Origin of the sequence: Klenkia taihuensis (assembly GCF_900112525.1) — a bacterium.
Classification (GTDB): domain Bacteria; phylum Actinomycetota; class Actinomycetes; order Mycobacteriales; family Geodermatophilaceae; genus Klenkia; species Klenkia taihuensis.
Genome location: NZ_FOMD01000002.1, coordinates 648,179 through 664,102 on the forward strand (window position 1 = coordinate 648,179; position 15,924 = coordinate 664,102).

At 76.1% G+C, this 15,924-nt stretch carries 13 protein-coding genes; 9 read left to right on the top strand and 4 right to left on the bottom strand.

Annotated features, from left to right (window positions below):
* Positions 1-85: 85 nt before the first annotated feature.
* The 7 genes from BM158_RS11050 (at position 86) to BM158_RS11080 (ending at position 10,332) form a co-directional block, all read left to right on the top strand.
* Positions 86-2,719, top strand: a complete 2,634-nt coding sequence (locus tag BM158_RS11050; protein ID WP_131802023.1) for a putative bifunctional diguanylate cyclase/phosphodiesterase — start codon at positions 86-88, stop codon at positions 2,717-2,719.
* Positions 2,716-5,262: a diguanylate cyclase domain-containing protein gene (locus BM158_RS11055; protein ID WP_091557951.1), complete on the top strand. Its 2,547-nt coding sequence runs from the start codon at positions 2,716-2,718 to the stop codon at positions 5,260-5,262. The genes BM158_RS11050 and BM158_RS11055 overlap by 4 nt, the downstream gene beginning before the upstream one ends.
* Positions 5,259-6,020 carry an MBL fold metallo-hydrolase gene (locus tag BM158_RS11060; RefSeq protein WP_229827686.1) on the top strand — a complete coding sequence of 254 codons (762 nt, stop codon included), beginning with the start codon at positions 5,259-5,261 and terminating at the stop codon, positions 6,018-6,020. The genes BM158_RS11055 and BM158_RS11060 overlap by 4 nt, the downstream gene beginning before the upstream one ends.
* Positions 6,017-6,631 carry a DedA family protein gene (locus tag BM158_RS11065; RefSeq protein ID WP_091557955.1) on the top strand — a complete coding sequence of 205 codons (615 nt, stop codon included), beginning with the start codon at positions 6,017-6,019 and terminating at the stop codon, positions 6,629-6,631. Before BM158_RS11060 ends, BM158_RS11065 begins: the two co-directional genes overlap by 4 nt.
* Positions 6,631-8,742 carry a phage holin family protein gene (locus BM158_RS11070; protein ID WP_091558837.1) on the top strand — a complete coding sequence of 704 codons (2,112 nt, stop codon included), beginning with the start codon at positions 6,631-6,633 and terminating at the stop codon, positions 8,740-8,742. Before BM158_RS11065 ends, BM158_RS11070 begins: the two co-directional genes overlap by 1 nt.
* Before the next feature lie 117 nt (positions 8,743-8,859).
* On the top strand, positions 8,860-9,261 hold the full coding sequence (locus BM158_RS11075) for a hypothetical protein (RefSeq protein ID WP_091557958.1): 402 nt from the start codon (positions 8,860-8,862) through the stop codon (positions 9,259-9,261).
* A gap of 90 nt (positions 9,262-9,351) precedes the next feature.
* On the top strand, positions 9,352-10,332 hold the full coding sequence (locus BM158_RS11080; RefSeq protein WP_091557961.1) for a glucosyl-3-phosphoglycerate synthase: 981 nt from the start codon (positions 9,352-9,354) through the stop codon (positions 10,330-10,332).
* Between the two features lie 98 nt (positions 10,333-10,430).
* On the opposite strand, the gene BM158_RS11085 is transcribed toward BM158_RS11080, so the two are convergent.
* Positions 10,431-11,105, bottom strand: a complete 675-nt coding sequence (locus BM158_RS11085) for an HAD family hydrolase (protein ID WP_091558840.1) — start codon at positions 11,103-11,105, stop codon at positions 10,431-10,433.
* A gap of 81 nt (positions 11,106-11,186) precedes the next feature.
* On the opposite strand from BM158_RS11085, the gene BM158_RS11090 reads away from it, so the two are divergent.
* A complete protein-coding gene (locus BM158_RS11090) occupies positions 11,187-11,636 on the top strand; it encodes a DUF5946 family protein (protein WP_091557965.1) in 450 nt (149 codons plus the stop codon).
* 42 nt (positions 11,637-11,678) lie between these two features.
* Entirely contained in the window at positions 11,679-12,431 is a 753-nt protein-coding gene (locus BM158_RS22045; protein WP_091557969.1) for a TetR/AcrR family transcriptional regulator, read from the top strand.
* A gap of 3 nt (positions 12,432-12,434) precedes the next feature.
* Here BM158_RS22045 and BM158_RS11100 read toward each other — a convergent pair whose 3' ends face one another.
* From BM158_RS11100 to BM158_RS11110, 3 genes are all read right to left on the bottom strand, one after another.
* Positions 12,435-13,046, bottom strand: coding sequence for a TetR-like C-terminal domain-containing protein (locus BM158_RS11100; protein WP_165628893.1), 612 nt, complete (start codon positions 13,044-13,046; stop codon positions 12,435-12,437).
* Positions 13,047-13,157: 111 nt separating this feature from the next.
* On the bottom strand, positions 13,158-14,048 hold the full coding sequence (locus BM158_RS11105) for a 1,4-dihydroxy-2-naphthoyl-CoA synthase (protein ID WP_091557973.1): 891 nt from the start codon (positions 14,046-14,048) through the stop codon (positions 13,158-13,160).
* A gap of 10 nt (positions 14,049-14,058) precedes the next feature.
* Positions 14,059-15,885 (bottom strand): thiamine pyrophosphate-requiring protein, encoded by a 1,827-nt coding sequence (locus tag BM158_RS11110; RefSeq protein ID WP_091557975.1) that lies wholly within the window; start codon positions 15,883-15,885, stop codon positions 14,059-14,061.
* Between the last annotated feature and the right edge of the window lie 39 nt (positions 15,886-15,924).

The window sequence follows — 15,924 nt, forward strand, 5'->3', positions numbered from 1 at the left end:
AAACGCCGGTGACGGGCCAACCCCGAGGGGTGACGACGGGCGCGGGACGCTCAACGCAGCCGGTCGCGACGACGACGACCACCGGGTGAACCCAGGCCCTCCGGCGCTCCCCGGCGGTCCCCCGCTGGCCGCGACGCCCCGTCGGGTGGCCACCGGGGCCGTCGTGCTGTCCGCGGGCATCGTCGTGTCCGCCGCCCAGCCGGCCCCGCTGTCCGACCTCGGCGTCGCGCTGTTCTCCGTGCTCGCCCTCCTCGGCGGGGCCCTGCTGGCCCGCTCGGCCGCCCGGCGCAGCAGCCACCCCGGCGTGTGGGGCTGGTACGCCGGCGCCCTCGTGACCGCCGGCGTCGGGGCCGCCCTCGCGCTGCACGTACCCGGGTCGACCGTGCCGATGACCGTCGGCGCGCTCCCCGGGATGCTGCTCACCGTCCCGCCGCTGCTCCGGCTCATCCCGACCGGCACCTGGCGCCGGCTGCGCGCCCAGCTCGTCACCTCGCTGCTGTTGTTCCTCGACGCCTGCCTGCTCTGCGCGCTGGCCACCTTCGAGCTGGTCAGCGGCCGGTCGCTGGGCCTCGACACCGTCTTCGACATCACCCTGGTGGCCCTCGGCACCACGCTGGCGCTGCTCACCGCGATGGGCCTGCTCGTCGTCGCCAGCACCTCCGGTGCGCTGCGCCGGGTCGCCGTGCTCGCGCTCTCCGGACAGGTGACGATCACCGGCGCCCTGGTGCTGATGGCCTTCTCCGACGAGGACGACGCCGCCACCCCGCCCCTGGTGGCCACCGCGGTCGTCGCCACCGTCGGCCTGGCCCTGCTGGTCAGCGCGGCCCTGCAGGACCACACCCGCGGCGAGCCGCTGGCGCAGGACGAGCCGCTGTCCTTCGTCGCCGCCGTCCTGCCGCACCTCACCGCGCTCGCCGGCGGGTCGCTGCTGCTCACCGGCGTGCTCATCACCGGCACCCTGGACGTCGCCCAGACCGTGCTCGGCGGCGTCGGCCTCGTCCTGCTCGTGGCGCACCAGACCGTCTCCTGGCGCGACAGCCGCGACCTCACCCGATCCCTGCAGCGCAGCGACGCCTACTTCCGCGCGGTGGTCCGCTCCGCCGTCGACCCGGTGGTGATCCTGGCCGGCGACCTCGCCATCACGTGGTCCTCCCCCGGTTTCGGCGACATCATCGGCCGAAGCGCCGAGCGGTTGGTGGGCCGCGACGTCCGCACCGCCGTGCACCCCGACGACCGGCCCGCGCTCACCGCCGCGCTGCTGGCCCCCCAGGTCGGCGACACGCGCGAGGGCCGCACCGCCACCGCCCGGGTACGCCACGACGACGGCCGCTGGCTGCTGCTGCAGGCCCGGGTCCGCGACCTGCGCGACGACCCCGACGTCGGCGCCCTCGTGCTGCACTGCCGCGACCTCACCCGCGCCACCCCGCAGCACGCCGCCGTCGCCGACGCCCTCCCGCTGGGCGGCACCGACCTCGAGACCGGCCTGCCCGACCGCAGCGCCCTGGTGGCCCGGCTGGCCGAGCTCGCCCGCGGCGGCGCCGAGGTCGGCCTGGTCAAGATCGGCATCGGCGGGCTGCCCGACACCCCGCCGGCCGACGTCGTCCGCGAGGTCGCCGGGCGGCTGTCCCGCGTGCTGCGCGGCGGCGACCGGCTGCTGCGCTCGGGCCCGCACGAGTTCGCCGTCCTCGTCGACGGCACCATCAGCGACGCCGAGACCCTCGCCGAGCGGCTGGTGGGCGCGGTCCCCGCCGACGCCCCGGTGCACGGCCTGCGGCTGACCGCCTGCGCCGGCCTCACCTCGCTGGAGGGCACCGACCACGAGCCGGTCGAGGTGCTGCGCCGCGCCTCCCTCGCCCTGGGCAGCGCCCGCGGCGCCGGGCCCGGGCGGGTGCGCCGGCACTCCGTCGCCCTGCTCATCGCGCAGAACCGCCGCGAGGCGCTGCGCTCCGACCTGGCGCAGGCCCTCGACCGCGGCGAGCTGCGGCTGGTCTACCAACCCGTCGTCGACCTCGCCCTGCAGAAGGTCGTCTCCGTCGAGGCGCTGCTGCGCTGGCAGCACCCCACCTGGGGCGCGGTCTCACCCGCCGAGTTCGTGCCGCTGGCCGAGGAGTCGGCGCTGGTCACCGAGCTGGGCCGCTGGGTCATGCACACCGCCACCGCGGCCATCGCCGACCTCGGCCGGCCCGACCTCTGCGTCGCGGTCAACGTCGCCGCCCGGCACGTGCGCAGCGGCCAGCTGCTCACCGACGTCTCCGACGCGCTCGCCGCCAGCGGCCTGGCCCCGCAGCGGCTGGTCCTCGAGCTCACCGAGTCGGTGCTGCTCGACGAGGCCCACGTGACCGACGAGCTGGCCGCGCTGCGCCGGATGGGCGTCCGGATCGCCGTCGACGACTTCGGCACCGGCTGGTCGTCGCTGGCCTACCTGGTCGGCCTGCCCATCGACGTGCTCAAGATGGACCGTGCCTTCCTCGCCTCCGTCGAGACCGACCCCCGGCACCAGGCGCTGTGCCGCTCGGTGCTGCACCTGGGCACCAGCCTCGGCCTGGACGTCGTCGTCGAAGGCGTGGAGACCCCGCGCGAGCTGCAGCTGCTGCGCGACATGGGCCACCGCTTCGTGCAGGGCTTCCTGCTCGCCCGGCCCACCGAGGTGACCGCCCTGGCCGAGGTGGCCGCCGCCGTCCCCGCCGGGCTGGCCGCCGTCCAGGGGGCCGACCGGTGAGCGGGCAGCTGCGCCGCGGCGCGCTCCTGGTGCTGGCCGGGACCCTGGCCATCCTGGCCGCGCTGGCCGTCACCCCGGTGACCAGCGTCGGGTTCCAGGCCGACAACACCGTGCTCGGCCTGCTCACCGCGGTCACCGCCGTCCGCGCGCACCGGCTGGCCCGGGGCACCACCGGACGGCGGGGGACGTCGTGGCGGCTGCTCGCCTGGTCCGGGGCGCTGTTCTCCCTGGCCGCGCTGGTCACCGGCAGCGGGCTGGCCGGCTCCTTCGGCGTCGTCGGACTCGGCGACCTGCTGCTGCTGCCGGTCCTCGTCGTCCCGCCGCTGGTGTGCGTCCGGCTGGCCACCGAGGTGCGCATGGCCCGCAGCCTGGCCCTCCTGGTGGACGGCGCCTCGGTGGTGCTCGCGCTGGCCTTCGTGGTCGACGTCCTGGCGCTCTCGGCCCCCGACCAGCTGCGCACGCCTCCCCCGGTCGCCCTCGGCTACGCCGGGTACGCCGTCCTCGTCGTCGGCCTGGCCGGCGCGGTCCTGACCGTGACCACCCGCGAGCTGCAGCGCCCGGCCACCGCGATGGTGGTCATGAACCTGATGGTGGCCGTCGCCGCAGCCATGCTCGCCGTCGGCCTGGACCGGCCCGGCCTGCTCTGGCAGGGCATCGGGGACCTCGCCTGCCTGGTCGCCCTGGAGGCGGGCGTGGCCGCGATCGCCACCGCCCCCCGCCGTCCGGCCTCCCCCGACGACGTCGCCGCCCGCAGCCCACGGGTCAACGCCACCGGTCTGGCCATCACCCTGCTGGCCCTCGGCGGCGTGCCCGTCGCGCTGGTCGTGGCGCTGCTGCGCGACCAGGACCTCACCCCGTGGTCCACCGCCGCGCTGGCCGCCGTCGTCGCGCTGCTGATGGTCCGCAGCACCCTGCGCATCCGCAGCAGCGCCGGCCTGGTCGCCGACCTGGTGCGCAACGAGGAGGACCTGCGCGCCCTGGTCGAGGGCAGCACCGACGGCGTGGTCATCGTCGACGACGACCTGCGGCTGCGCTTCGCCTCCCCCGCGGCCCGCACCCTGCTCGGCGTGGGCGACGACGCCGCCGACCGGGACCTGCTGGACCTGGTGCTGCCCGCCGACCGCGAGGCCGCCCGCGCCGCGCTCGCGGCCGGCACCCCCACCCTGCACCTGCGGGTCCCCGGCGACGCCGGCCAGCCCGCCGAGCTCGAGGTCACCCAGCACGAGCGGGCCGGCTCCGGCCGCCGGGTGCTGCACCTGCGCGACGCCACCGTCCGGCTGCGCCGCGAGCGCGAGCTGGAGCGGATGGCCTACACCGACCACCTCACCCGGCTGCCCAACCGCGCCCTGCTGTTCGAGGAGCTGGCCGCCCCCGCCGGCGAGCGCTGCCTGCTGGTGCTGGACCTCGACGGGTTCAAGGCGGTCAACGACGTGGCCGGCCACGAGGCCGGCGACCAGCTGCTGGTCGAGGTCGCCCGCCGGCTGCGCACCGTCGTCCGCGACCAGGACGTCGTCTGCCGGCTCGGCGGCGACGAGTTCGCCGTGGTGGTCGACGGCACCCCGGCCGAGGCGGTGGAGGCCGCGCAGCGCGTCGTCGACGCCATGGCGCTGCCGCACCGCACCGCCGACCGCACCTTCGCCCTCGGCGCCAGCGTCGGGGTCGCCGAGCTGCACCCCGGCGGCGGCCAGCTGGCCTTCCGCGAGGCCGACGCGGCGCTGCGGGCCGCCAAGCGCGCCGGCAAGGGCTGCGTCCGGGTCTGGGACGGCGGCGCCGGCGGCGACGCGGCGGGTTCCGTGGCCGCGGCCATCGCCGCCGGGGAGGTCGAGCTGCGCTACAGCGTCACCGGCCGCACCGGCCACGAGCGCGCGCTGCACGGCGCGCCTGCCTGGGCGCACCCCTCGGGCGCGCTGCTGCCCGCGGCGGAGCTGTGGGCCGCCGCCGGCCGGCAGGGCTGCGACGCCGAGCTGCAGCACTGGGTGCTCGCCCAGGCCACCCGGCACGCCGCGACCCTGCCCGCGGTCACCCTGCTCGCCCTGGACCTGCCCGCCGGGCACGTGCAGGCCGCCCGGCTTGTGGACGACGTCCGCGGCGCGCTCGAGGTTTCCGGGCTGCCCGCCGAGCGGCTGTCCCTGGCCTTCACCGAGGAGGCCCTGCTCACCTCGACCGCGGACCTGGTGCCCGCCCTGCACGAGCTGCGGGCGCTGGGCGTCCGGCTGTGCCTGGACGACTTCGGCATGGGGCAGACGCTGTACGCCCACCTGTCGCGGGTGCCCCTGACCAGCGTGCGGATCGACGTGTCCGCGCTCGGCGCCCGGGACGACGAGGACCTGCTGCGCCGGGTGCAGGCCATCGTGCGCAGCGCGGACATGTTCGGCCTGCGCACCGTCGCCCACGGGATCGGCCCCGGGCCGCTGCTGGACGCGGTGCTGGCGTGCGGGGTGTCGATGGTGCGCACCCGCGCCGACCTGAAGCAGGTGCCCTGGTCCCGGGTGCAGCAGGAGCTGGCTGCGGGGACGACCGGCACCCGGATACTGGCCGGGTGAGCCTGACGTTCCTCGGACACTCCACCGTCCGGGTCGAACTGGCAGGTCGCACCGTGCTCACCGACCCGCTGCTCACCGGCCGGGTCGGCCCGCTGCGGCGGGTGGTGCCCCCGCCGGCCCCCGCGACGTGGGCCGGTGTCGACCTGGTGCTGCTCAGCCACCTGCACGGCGACCACACCCACCTGCCCTCCCTGCGGCTGCTGGGCACCGGCACCCGGGTCGTGGTGCCGCCCGGCGGTGGCGCGTGGCTGCGCGGGCACGGGTTCACCGCCGTCGAGGAGCTCGCGCCCGGGGAGACGCTCACGGACGGCGGGCTGACCGTCCGCGGCGTCGAGGCGGTGCACAGCGGGCACCGCTGGGGCCCGCGCTCCACCCGCGGCCCGGACGCCGTCGCCATGGGCCACCTGGTCTCCGGCGACGGGCGCACCGTCTACGCCGCCGGCGACACCGACGTCTTCCCCGCCATGACCGACCTCGCGCCGGTCGACGTCGCCCTGCTGCCGGTGTGGGGCTGGGGCCTCACCCTCGGCCCCGGCCACATGGACCCCGCCGGCGCGGCGCTGGCCTGCTCGCTGCTGCGGCCCGCGGTCGCCGTCCCCGTGCACTGGGGCACCCTCGCGCTGCCCGGCGTGGCCGGCACGGGGCGGATGCGCTCGCTGCTGGTCGACCCGCCGCGCCGGTTCGCCGCCGACGTCGCCGCGGCCGGCCTGCCCACCCGCGTGCTGGTCACCGAGCCCGGGTCGGAGGTCGAGCTGTGAGCGTGCAGGTGCTGGCGTCGGGATGGACCGACAGCAGCTCGCTGGGCTACCCGGTGCTGTTCGGCGGCGTCCTGCTGGGCTCGGTCGTGCCGGTGGTGCCCACCGGGCCGCTGCTGTCGGTCGCGGCCGCCGTGGCGATGACCACCGACCGGCTGGAGATCGCGCTGGTCCTGCTGCTGGCCACGCTCGCCGCGTTCCTCGGCGACGTCGTCACCTTCGCCATCGCCCGGTTCGGCGGGCCCGCCGCGGTGCGCTGGGTCGCCCGCGGCCAGCACGCCGACCGGCTGGAGGAGGTGCGCGGGCAGTTCACGGCGCACGGCTGGCAGATCGTCGTGGTCGGCCGGCTGCTGCCCGCCGGCCGCATCCCGGTCCTGGTCGCCGCCGGCGCGCTCGCCTACCCGTGGCGGCGGCTGCTGCCGGCCTCCTTCGCCGCCGCCGCGCTGTGGGCGATCGCCTACGCACTCCTCGGCGTGGTCAGCGGCGGCATCTTCGACAACCCGCTGATCGCCACGCTGGTCGCCACCGGCCTGGTGCTGGTGGTCGGGCTGGTGTCCAACCTGGTCGCCTCCCGCCGGCGCAAGGCCAAGGCGGCGCGGGAGCACTCGTCGTGATGCCCCCGCACACCCCGCCGGGCCGGGTCCTCACCGGCGGCCGCATCGTCGCCCGCGTGCTGCTGGTCTGGGGGCTCACCACCGGCGCCCTGCTGCTGCTGGACCGCTGGCTGACCGGCTTCCGCATGACCGACTGGTGGCAGCCCCCGGTGGCCGCGCTGCTGCTGGGCGTGCTGGCCGGCGTCGTCTGGCCCCTGCTGATGCGCATCGCGCTGCCCATCGCCTTCTTCACCCTCGGCCTGGGCGGGTTCCTCGTGCTCGGCGCCGGGGTGCTCGGCATCTTCCTCGCCATCCCCGGCGTCGAGGTCACCTCGTTCAAGACCTCGGTCGTCGTCGCGGTCTCCATGGCCGGGGTCGCCGCGCTGATCAGCAGCCTGCTGGCCATCGACGAGGACGAGCTGTTCTTCCGCCGCGCCCGCCGCAAGCGGACCGACGGCGAGGCCACCCCGGTGCCCGGCGTGCTGTTCCTGCAGGTCGACGGGCTGGGCCACGCCACCGCGCAGCGCGCCGTCCGCGACGGCACCATGCCCACGCTGGCCGCCTGGCTGCGCGAGGGCAGCCACCGGCTCACCTGGTGGCACACCGACTGGAGCTCGCAGACCGGCGCCAGCGTCTGCGGCATCCTGCAGGGCTCCAACTTCGACGTCGTCGGGTTCCGCTGGTACGAGAAGGACCGCGACCGGGTGCTGGCCGTCTCCCACCCCGAGGACGCCGCGCTGGTCGAGGCCCGGCACTCCGACGGCGGCGGGCTGCTGGCCCCCGACGGCGCCGGGCGGGGCAACCTGTTCACCGGCGACGCCCGCTACGTCTCGCTGACCATGAGCTCGCTGGCCGTCGTCGTCCCCCAGGGGTCCCGGCGGGCCCGCCGCGGCCGCGACCGGGTGGGCGCGGGCTACTACGCCTACTTCGCCAACCCGGTGAACGCGCTGCGCACCCTGACGGTGTCCCTGGTCGACGTCGTCCGGGAGCTGGTCGCCGCCGGCAAGCAGCGGCGGGCCGACGTCCGGCCGCGGATCGACCGCGGGGGGCTCTACCCGCTGGCCCGCCCGGGGACGACGGTCATCGCCCGCGACGTGGTGGTGGCCGCCCTCATCGAGGACATGCTGGCCGGCCGGCCGGTGGCCTACGCCGACTTCCTCGGCTACGACGAGGTCGCCCACCACTCCGGCATCGAGCGGTTCGACACCCTGCAGGTGCTGCGCTCCATCGACCAGCAGATCGGCCGGCTGTGGCGGGCCACCCAGCTCGCGCCGCGGCCCTACCACCTGGTCTGCCTGTCCGACCACGGCCAGACCCAGGGCCAGTCGTTCGCCCAGCGGTTCGGCGAGACGATCGAGGAGCTGGTCGGCCGGCTGTGCGGCGGGCCGACGGCGGCCGCGCACCGGGGGCACGGCCGGCAGCGGGCGACGGAGGGCTGGCAGGTGGGCGCCGCGCTCGCCGAGGCGGCCAGCGGGCCGGGCTTCGTGGCCCGCCGGCTGCGCGACCGGGTGGAGCGGGCCGGGTCGGCCGAGCACACGCCCCGCGACACCGCCGGCGCACCCGGCAAGGTCGCCCGCGTCGCCCCCGGTTTGGTCTGCGTGGTCAGCGGCCACACCGCGATGGTCTCGTTCACCGACCTGGCCGGCCGGGTGCCGATCGAGGAGATCGAGCGCCGCTGGCCGGCCCTGCTGCCCTCCCTGGTCGACCACCCGGGCGTGGGGTTCCTGCTGGTGCACTCCACCGAGTTCGGCCCGGTGGTGCTCGGCCGCGACGGCGTGCACCGGCTGGACTCCGGCGTCGTCATCGGGGAGGACCCGCTGGCGCCCTACGGCGAGCACGCCGCCCGGCTGGTGGCCCGCACCTCGACCTTCCCGCACTGCGCCGACGTGATGATCAACAGCCGGTTCGACCCGGCGACGGAGGAGGCCTCGGCCTTCGAGCCGCACGTGGGCTCGCACGGCGGCCTCGGCGGCCCGCAGCAGCGCGGTTTCCTGCTGCACCCGGCCGGGTTCACCGACCCGGGCGAGATCGTGGGCGCCGAGCACCTGCACCGGGTGCTGCGCGGCTGGCTCACCGACCTGGGCCACCCCGACCCCCGGGCCGCCGTCCCCACCCGCACCGAGGTGGGTTGACCCGCCTCGGCGCCCCTCCACCCGTGCTACGGCGCGGTTCGACGGCCGCCCGGACGGGTTGACCCGCGTCGCCGCACGGCCCTCAAGTGCGCAGGCCGGCGAGCCGATCACCACCGTGTGACCCTGCTGGAGCAGCCCGCGACCGCGCCCCTGCGCGCCGGTTCGCTGGCGGCTGCCCTGCACCTGGCCGGCCCGCTCGCCTCGCTGCTGGTGATCGCCGTCGACGAGGACCGCACGACCGCCGTCCGCGCCGCGCTGCGCCGGGAGACCCGGACCGAGGACTGGGTCGGCACCGACGGGGACGACGTCCTCGTGGTGCTCGCCGTGCTCCCCGCCGACCTGGACGCCGTCGCCGACCGCCTGCTGGAGGTCGCCGAGCGGGTGGCCGGCCGCCCGGCAGCCGCGGGGCTGACCGCGGTGTCCCGCGACCGCTCCCCCGGCGAGCTGCTCGACCGCGCCCGCACCGGGCTGCGCGTGGCCTGGGCCTGCGGCGGGGGCCGCGTCGTCCGCCACCCCTGAGCACCTCTGCTGTTCCGCTCCTGTGAAGATCAGGTGAACCCGGTCCCACCAGCGCGACACGGGGCGCACCGGTGGCCGACAGTGGTGCCCATGCGACCCGACGCCCGCGCCTGGTTCGAGCACCGCACCACGTCGGCCACCTCGTTGGCCGAGATCGACACCGCCGCCCTGCTGGCCGCCAAGCGCGCCGGCGGGCACCGGGTCAGCGTCGTGCTGCCCGCCCGCAACGAGGCCGCCACCGTCGGGGGCCTGGTCGTCGACCTGGTCGCCCGCTGGGTGGACGACGTCCCCCTGGTCGACGAGCTGGTCGTGATGGACTCCGACTCCACCGACGACACCGCCGCGGTCGCCCGGGCCGCCGGCGCGCAGGTGGTGGCCACCGCCGACGTGCTGCCCGCCCACGGCTCCCGCCCCGGCAAGGGCGAGGCGTTGTGGAAGTCGCTGGCCACCACGACCGGCGACCTGGTCGTGTTCATGGACTCCGACCTGCTCAACGACACCGCGCACTACGTCCCCGGGCTGCTGACCCCGCTGCTCACCCAGCCGCGGGTCTCCTACGTCAAGGGCTGCTACACCCGCCCGCTCACCGTCGACGGCCAGGTCCGTCCGGCCGGCGGCGGCCGGGTCACCGAGCTGACCGCCCGCCCGCTGCTCAACGCGCTGTGGCCCGAGCTGGCCGGGTTCGTGCAGCCCCTGGGCGGGGAGTACGCCGGACGCCGCTCGGCGCTGGAGCAGGTGCCCTTCGTCTCCGGCTACGGCGTGGAGGTGGGCCTGCTGGTCGACCTGCTGCAGGTGTGCGGCCTGCCCGGGCTGGCCCAGGTCGACCTCGGCACGCGGGTGCACTCGCACCAGACCGACGAGGCGCTGGGCGTGATGGCCGGCCAGATCGTGTCCACCGTGCTCGCCCGGGCCTCCCGCGGCAGCAGCGACCGGCACCGCAGCGCCCCCGGTGGCCTGCTGACCCAGTTCGCGCACGACGGCGACGGCTTCGTGCCGACCAGCGTGCCGGTGGCAGTGGACCAGCGCCCGCCGATGGTCGCCGTCCGCGAGTACGTCGAGCGCGCCGCCTGACGCCCCTCCTGCTCAGCGTTGATCAGGGGAGTTGATCGACGTCCGTCCTCCCTCACGAGATCTGGTGGACCAGGACGGAGTTGGATCAACCTCCCTGATCAACGCTGCTCACCGGCCCAGCGGGTGGAGTCGAGGGCGGCGGTGAGGTCGGCGGGGGTGTCGTACAGCTCCACCGCGCCCGCCGCCCGCAGCTCGTCGTCCCCGAACCCGCCGGACCGGACGACGTAGGCGGGCATCCCCGCCCGCTTCGCCGCCTCGACGTCGTACACCGAGTCCCCCACCACGACGGCCGGCGCGTCCTCGGGCTCGCCGAGCTTGGCCAGCGCCGTCCGCAGCAGGTCGGGCGCGGGCTTGGAGGCCTCGACGTCGTCGCTGGTCGTCCACGCCTCGGCCAGGTCCCGGGCGTCGAGCAGGTCCAGGTAGTGGTCGACCTGGTCGGCCTTGCCCGAGCTGGCCAGCACCAGGCGGTGCCCCCGCTCCCGGACGGCGACCAGCAGGTCCCGCGCCCCCGGCAGCGGTGCCAGCTCGCCGAGCAGCGGCTGCACCTCCTCCTCCCACCGCTCGCGGGCGGCGTCGCCGAGGCGCTCCTCCAGCTCGTCGCCGCCCACCGCGGCCACCAGCTGGTCCCCGCCCATGCCGATCAACCGGTGCAGCCGCCACACCGGCACCGTCTCGCCGAGCGACCGGAAGGCGCGGTACCAGGCCAGCGCGTGGTGGTAGTTGGAGTCGACGAGGGTGCCGTCCACGTCGAGGACGGCAATGCGGGGAGCCATCCGCACCCGGTGCCCGGACACCCCGGGGCCTGAACCCCCTGCCTCCGGCGGCGCGCCCGGGCGTGCGGCAGGATCGCCGGGGTGACGCCCGACAGCCCCGCCGCCGGGTCCCCCTCCCTCCCCCAGGCGCCCACCGTGGTGTCGCGGTGCCCCGGGTGCGGGGCCGTGCTGGCCGCCGTCCCCGGTCTGGAGGCCCGGCACGAGGGGGCCTCCCCCAGCTGCACCCGGCTGTTCGACGTCACCGTCCGCGGGCTGCGCGACGAGGCGCCCAGCGACCTGCGCGCGGCCGGGCTGGTCCAGCTCGCCACCGCCGCCTACGACGCCCAGCACGGCGGGGACGCCGACACCGTGCAGCGGCTGCGCACCCTGGTCGGCGAGGGCGCCCGCCGGCCGCTGCTGGAGCGACCACCTGCGCAGTGGCGCACGACGGTCGCCGACATCGCCGCCGACCTCGACGTGGTCGACCTGCCGGTGCTGCTGCGCTCGTGGGCGCAGGCCGTGTCGGCGGACTGGGCCGGCGATACGGACTGAGCTGCTCCCGCCACGGCCGTCGTCACTTTACGATGTCAAACCATGACGGCAGCGCCGGCCGACCGCCGGGCCCGGAAGAAGGCCAGGACGCACGACGAGCTGCGCGTCGTGGCGCAGCGGCTGTTCACCGAGCGGGGCTTCGACGCGGTGACCGTGGCCGACGTGGCGCAGGCCGCCGACGTCGCCGTGCAGACCGTCTTCAACCACTACCCGACCAAGGAGGACCTCTACTTCGCCGGGCGGGCGCCCTGGGTGGAGGGTCCGGCGCGGGCCGTGGTGCACCGCGCCCCGGGCACCGGTGCGGTGGCCACCGCCCACGCCTGGATCACCCGCCACGTGCTCGCCGTCCCCGGGTTGCTGCGCCGTCCGACCGGCGCCGCGTTCGCCGCCGGGACCCTGGCCAGCCCCTCCCTGCGGGTGCACCAGCGGGAGCTGCTGCGCGACGGCGAGGACCGCCTGGCCCGGGCGCTGCGGGCGACCTGGGTAGAGCAGGTCGGCGAGGAGGACGGCATCGGCCTGGTGGCGGCGCTGAGCAGCGCCCTGCTGCTCACGACCGGCCGGGTGGCCCTGGGCGAGCAGATGACGGTCATCCGCGCGGCGGACCCGGCCGCGCGGGCCAGCAGGGCGGTCGCCGAGGAGGCCCGGCGCCGCAGCCGGCCCGCCCTGGACGCGGTGGGCAACGGCTTCGCCCAGCTGGCCGACCGGGCCGACGCCCCGCCGGCGTTCCGGCGGGTGGCCGAGCTCGAGCGCGACCTGCCCCCGGACCCGCGGGTGGCCCGGCGGACCACCCCGTAGCGGTCAGGCGGTGGGGGCGGTGACCGCGGGCAGCAGGACGGAGTCGACCAGGTCGGCGACCTCGGCGTCGGACAGCGGCGTGGAGAACGCGGTGTAGCGCTCCCACCACAGCGCCTGCACCAGGGTGCGCAGCAGGGCCAGCCGCTCGGGGCTGATGCCCTCGCCGCGGTCGGCGGCGCGGGCGGCCAGCTCGTCGAGCACGGTGGCCAGCGGCTTCACGACGGCGGCGTCCAGCCCGGCCCGCAGCTCCTCGTCGTGGTGCGCCGCGCCGACCAGACCGGCCGCGGCGCGCTCCTCCCGCGAGAGCGCCCGCGTCCACGGCTGCAGCAGCGCCACCAGGTCACCGCGCAGGGAGCCGGTGTCCTCGGGGCAGGTGACCAGCTCGAAGCCGGTGACCGCGTGCCGCACCAGGGCGGACATGGTGGGCCAGCGCCGGTAGATGCCGGCCTTGCCGGCCCGGGCGCGGGCGGCGACCCGGTCGCTGTTGAGCCGACCCCAGCCCTCGTCGGCCAGGATGTCCACGGCCACGGCCACCAGCTGCTCGGACAGCTCAGGGCTCAGCGGGCGGCCCGGCGAGCGGTGCGCGGCGCGGGCGGGCAGGTCGGTGCTCGTCACGGGGTCCACTGTGCACGACTGAGTGGAGTCACCACAACGACCGAGACCATCCAGCGTCGGCGAGTCACACGTAACACGGTAAGCCACTACGGCCCGTGTGCGGCCGGAAGGTCAGACGTGCCACGGGAAACGGGAGAAGTCGGCCGGTCGCTTCTCCAGGAAGGAGTCCCGGCCCTCGACGGCCTCCTCGGCCATGTACGCGAGGCGGGTCGTCTCCCCGGCGAAGAGCTGCTGGCCGACCAGGCCGTCGTCGACCAGGTTGAACGAGTACTTCAGCATCCGCTGGGCGGTGGGGCTCTTGGCCACGATCGTGCGCGCCCACTCCAGCGCCCGGGTCTCCAGCTCGGCGTGCGGGACGACGGCGTTGACCATGCCCATCCGGTGCGCGTCGGCGGCGGAGTACTCGCTGCCCAGGAAGAAGATCTCGCGGGCGAACTTCTGGCCGACCTGCCGGGCCAGGTAGGCCGAGCCGTAGCCGCCGTCGAAGCTGCCGACGTCGGCGTCGGTCTGCTTGAACCGGGCGTGCTCCTCGCTGGCGAGGGTCAGGTCGCTGACCACGTGCAGGCTGTGCCCGCCGCCGGCCGCCCAGCCGGGGACGACGCACACCACGACCTTCGGCATGAACCGGATGAGCCGCTGCACCTCCAGGATGTGCAGCCGCCCGTTCACCCCGGCGCCGGCCTCGTAGCCGTACCGGCCGCGGACCCGCTGGTCCCCGCCGGAGCAGAACGCCCAGCCGCCGTCGCGGGGGCTGGGCCCGTTGCCGGTGAGCAGGACGCAGCCCACGGAGGTGTCCAGCCGGGCGTGCTCGAGCACCTGCAGCAGCTGGTCGACCGTCTGCGGCCGGAAAGCGTTGCGCACCTCGGGCCGGTCGAACGCGACCCGGACGACACCGCCCTCGACCGCCCGGTGGTAGGTCAGGTCGGTCAGGCCCTCGAAGCCCGGCACCTGCTCCCACGCCGCGGGGTCGAAGGTCTCCGAGACGCCGTCCAGTGCACTCACCCGGCGGACGCTACTCGCCGCCGAGCGCCTGCTTCGCCCGGTGCCACAGCCCCTTCGCCGGTGCCCCCACCGCCTCGCGCAGCCCGTCGGCGATGACCAGCGGGGCGGACGGGTCGCCCTCCAGCTGGGACTTCGCGGTGTTCACCACCTGCTCCAGGGTCAGGTGCGGCGGGATGAGCGGCACGTTCGCGTCGACCACGGCGTCCACGACGAACGGGCGGTCGGCCGCCAGCGCCTCCTCCCACAGCCCGGCCACCTCACCGGGTTCGCTGATCCGGCGCCCGCCCAGGCCCAGCAGGTGCGCCCAGTCGGCGTAGGGCACGTCGGGGAGGTCCTGGCTCTCGGCGAAGGGGACGTCGCCGACCATTGCCCGCATCTCCCAGGTCACGAACGACAGGTCGCGGTTGTTGAGCACCAGGACGACGAAGGTCGGGTCGGCCCAGGTGCGCCAGTACCGGCTGACCGTGATGAGCTCGTTGACGCCGTTCATCTGCATGGCGCCGTCGCCGACGAGGGCGAACACCGGCCGGTCGGGGTGGGCGACCTTGGCCGCGATGGCGTAGGGCAGCGCCCCGCCCATCGACAGCAGCGTGCCGCTGAGGCTGGCCAGCATGCCGGGGCGCAGGTCGACGTCCCGGGCGAAGTGGCTGGTCGCCGTCCCGCAGTCCACGGCCAGCATCGCGTCGTCGGGCAGCCGGTCCGACAGCTCCCGGACGACGAACTCCGGGTTCAGCTCGTGCGTCCTCGCGCCCACGCGGGCGGCGGACTGCTCCCGCCAGGCGTGCGTCCACTGCCCGACCTGCTCGCGCCAGCTGCCGTCGCGGTCGGTGCGCAGCAGGGGCAGCAGCGCGGCGAGGGTCTGCTGTGCGTCGCCGACCAGGTTGACCTCGGTGTCGTAGCGCAGCCCGCAGTTGGCGCCGTCGATGTCGATCTGCACCGCCCGGGCCTGGCCGGGGGCGGGGTAGAAGTCCGAGTACGGCATGGTCGAGCCGACGATCAGCAGGCCGTCGCACTCCCGCATCAGGTCCCAGCTGGCCCGGGTGCCCAGCAACCCGATCGCACCGGTGACCCAGGGCAGCCGGTCGTCGAGCACGGCCTTGCCCAGCAGCGCCTTGGCCACCCCGGCGTCCAGCCGGTCGGCGACGGCGGTCAGCTCGCTCGTCGCGCCCAGGCAGCCAGCCCCGGCCAGGACCGCCACCTTCTCGCAGCCGTCGAGCAGGGCGGCCGCCTCGCGCAGCGCCGCCGCGGGCGGCACGGTCGCGGTCGTGCTGGGGACGGCGCTGGTGTGCGCGTAGCCGTGCGCGTCCGGCGGCTCCACGACTGCGTCCTCGACCAGGACGTCGCTGGGCAGGACGACGGCGGTGACGGTGCGGTGGGCCAGCGCGGTCCGGGCCGCGCGGTCGACGACGTGCCGCACCTGGCTGGGCTCGCTCACCTGGGCGACGTAGGCCCCGGCGACGTCCTTGACCAGGTTGAGCAGGTCGACCTCCTGGTAGTAGCCGCTGCCCTGGGCGTTGCGGGCGGTGTGCCCGAGCAGCGCGACGACCGGGACGTGGTCGAGCTTGGCGTCGTACAGGCCGTTGAGCGCGTGCACCGCACCCGGGCCGCTGGTGACCACCGCGCAGCCGATCGGCGACCCGCCGTACTTCACGTCGGCGCAGGCGGCGAAGGCGGCGGTCTCCTCGTGCCGGACCTGCACGAACTCCGCGTCGCCGGCGTCCACCGCCTTGCGCAGCGCGCTCATCACGCCGCCGATCCCGTCGCCGGGGTAGCCGTAGAAGCGCCGCACGCCCCACTCCCCCAGCCGTGCCACCACGTGCTCGCCCACCGTCGTCATGCCCGGCCCCTACCCGGGCGGAGGCCCGGCAGACGCGAC

Excerpts from the sequence above, each read along its gene's own strand:
- BM158_RS11070 (WP_091558837.1), top strand. The coding sequence starts at position 6,631 with ATGCCCCCGCACACCCCGCCGGGCCGGGTCCTCACCGGCGGCCGCATC.
- BM158_RS11080 (WP_091557961.1), top strand. The coding sequence starts at position 9,352 with ATGCGACCCGACGCCCGCGCCTGGTTCGAGCACCGCACCACGTCGGCC.
- BM158_RS11085 (WP_091558840.1), bottom strand. The coding sequence starts at position 11,105 with ATGGCTCCCCGCATTGCCGTCCTCGACGTGGACGGCACCCTCGTCGAC.
- BM158_RS22045 (WP_091557969.1), top strand. The coding sequence starts at position 11,679 with ATGACGGCAGCGCCGGCCGACCGCCGGGCCCGGAAGAAGGCCAGGACG.
- BM158_RS11110 (WP_091557975.1), bottom strand. The coding sequence starts at position 15,885 with ATGACGACGGTGGGCGAGCACGTGGTGGCACGGCTGGGGGAGTGGGGC.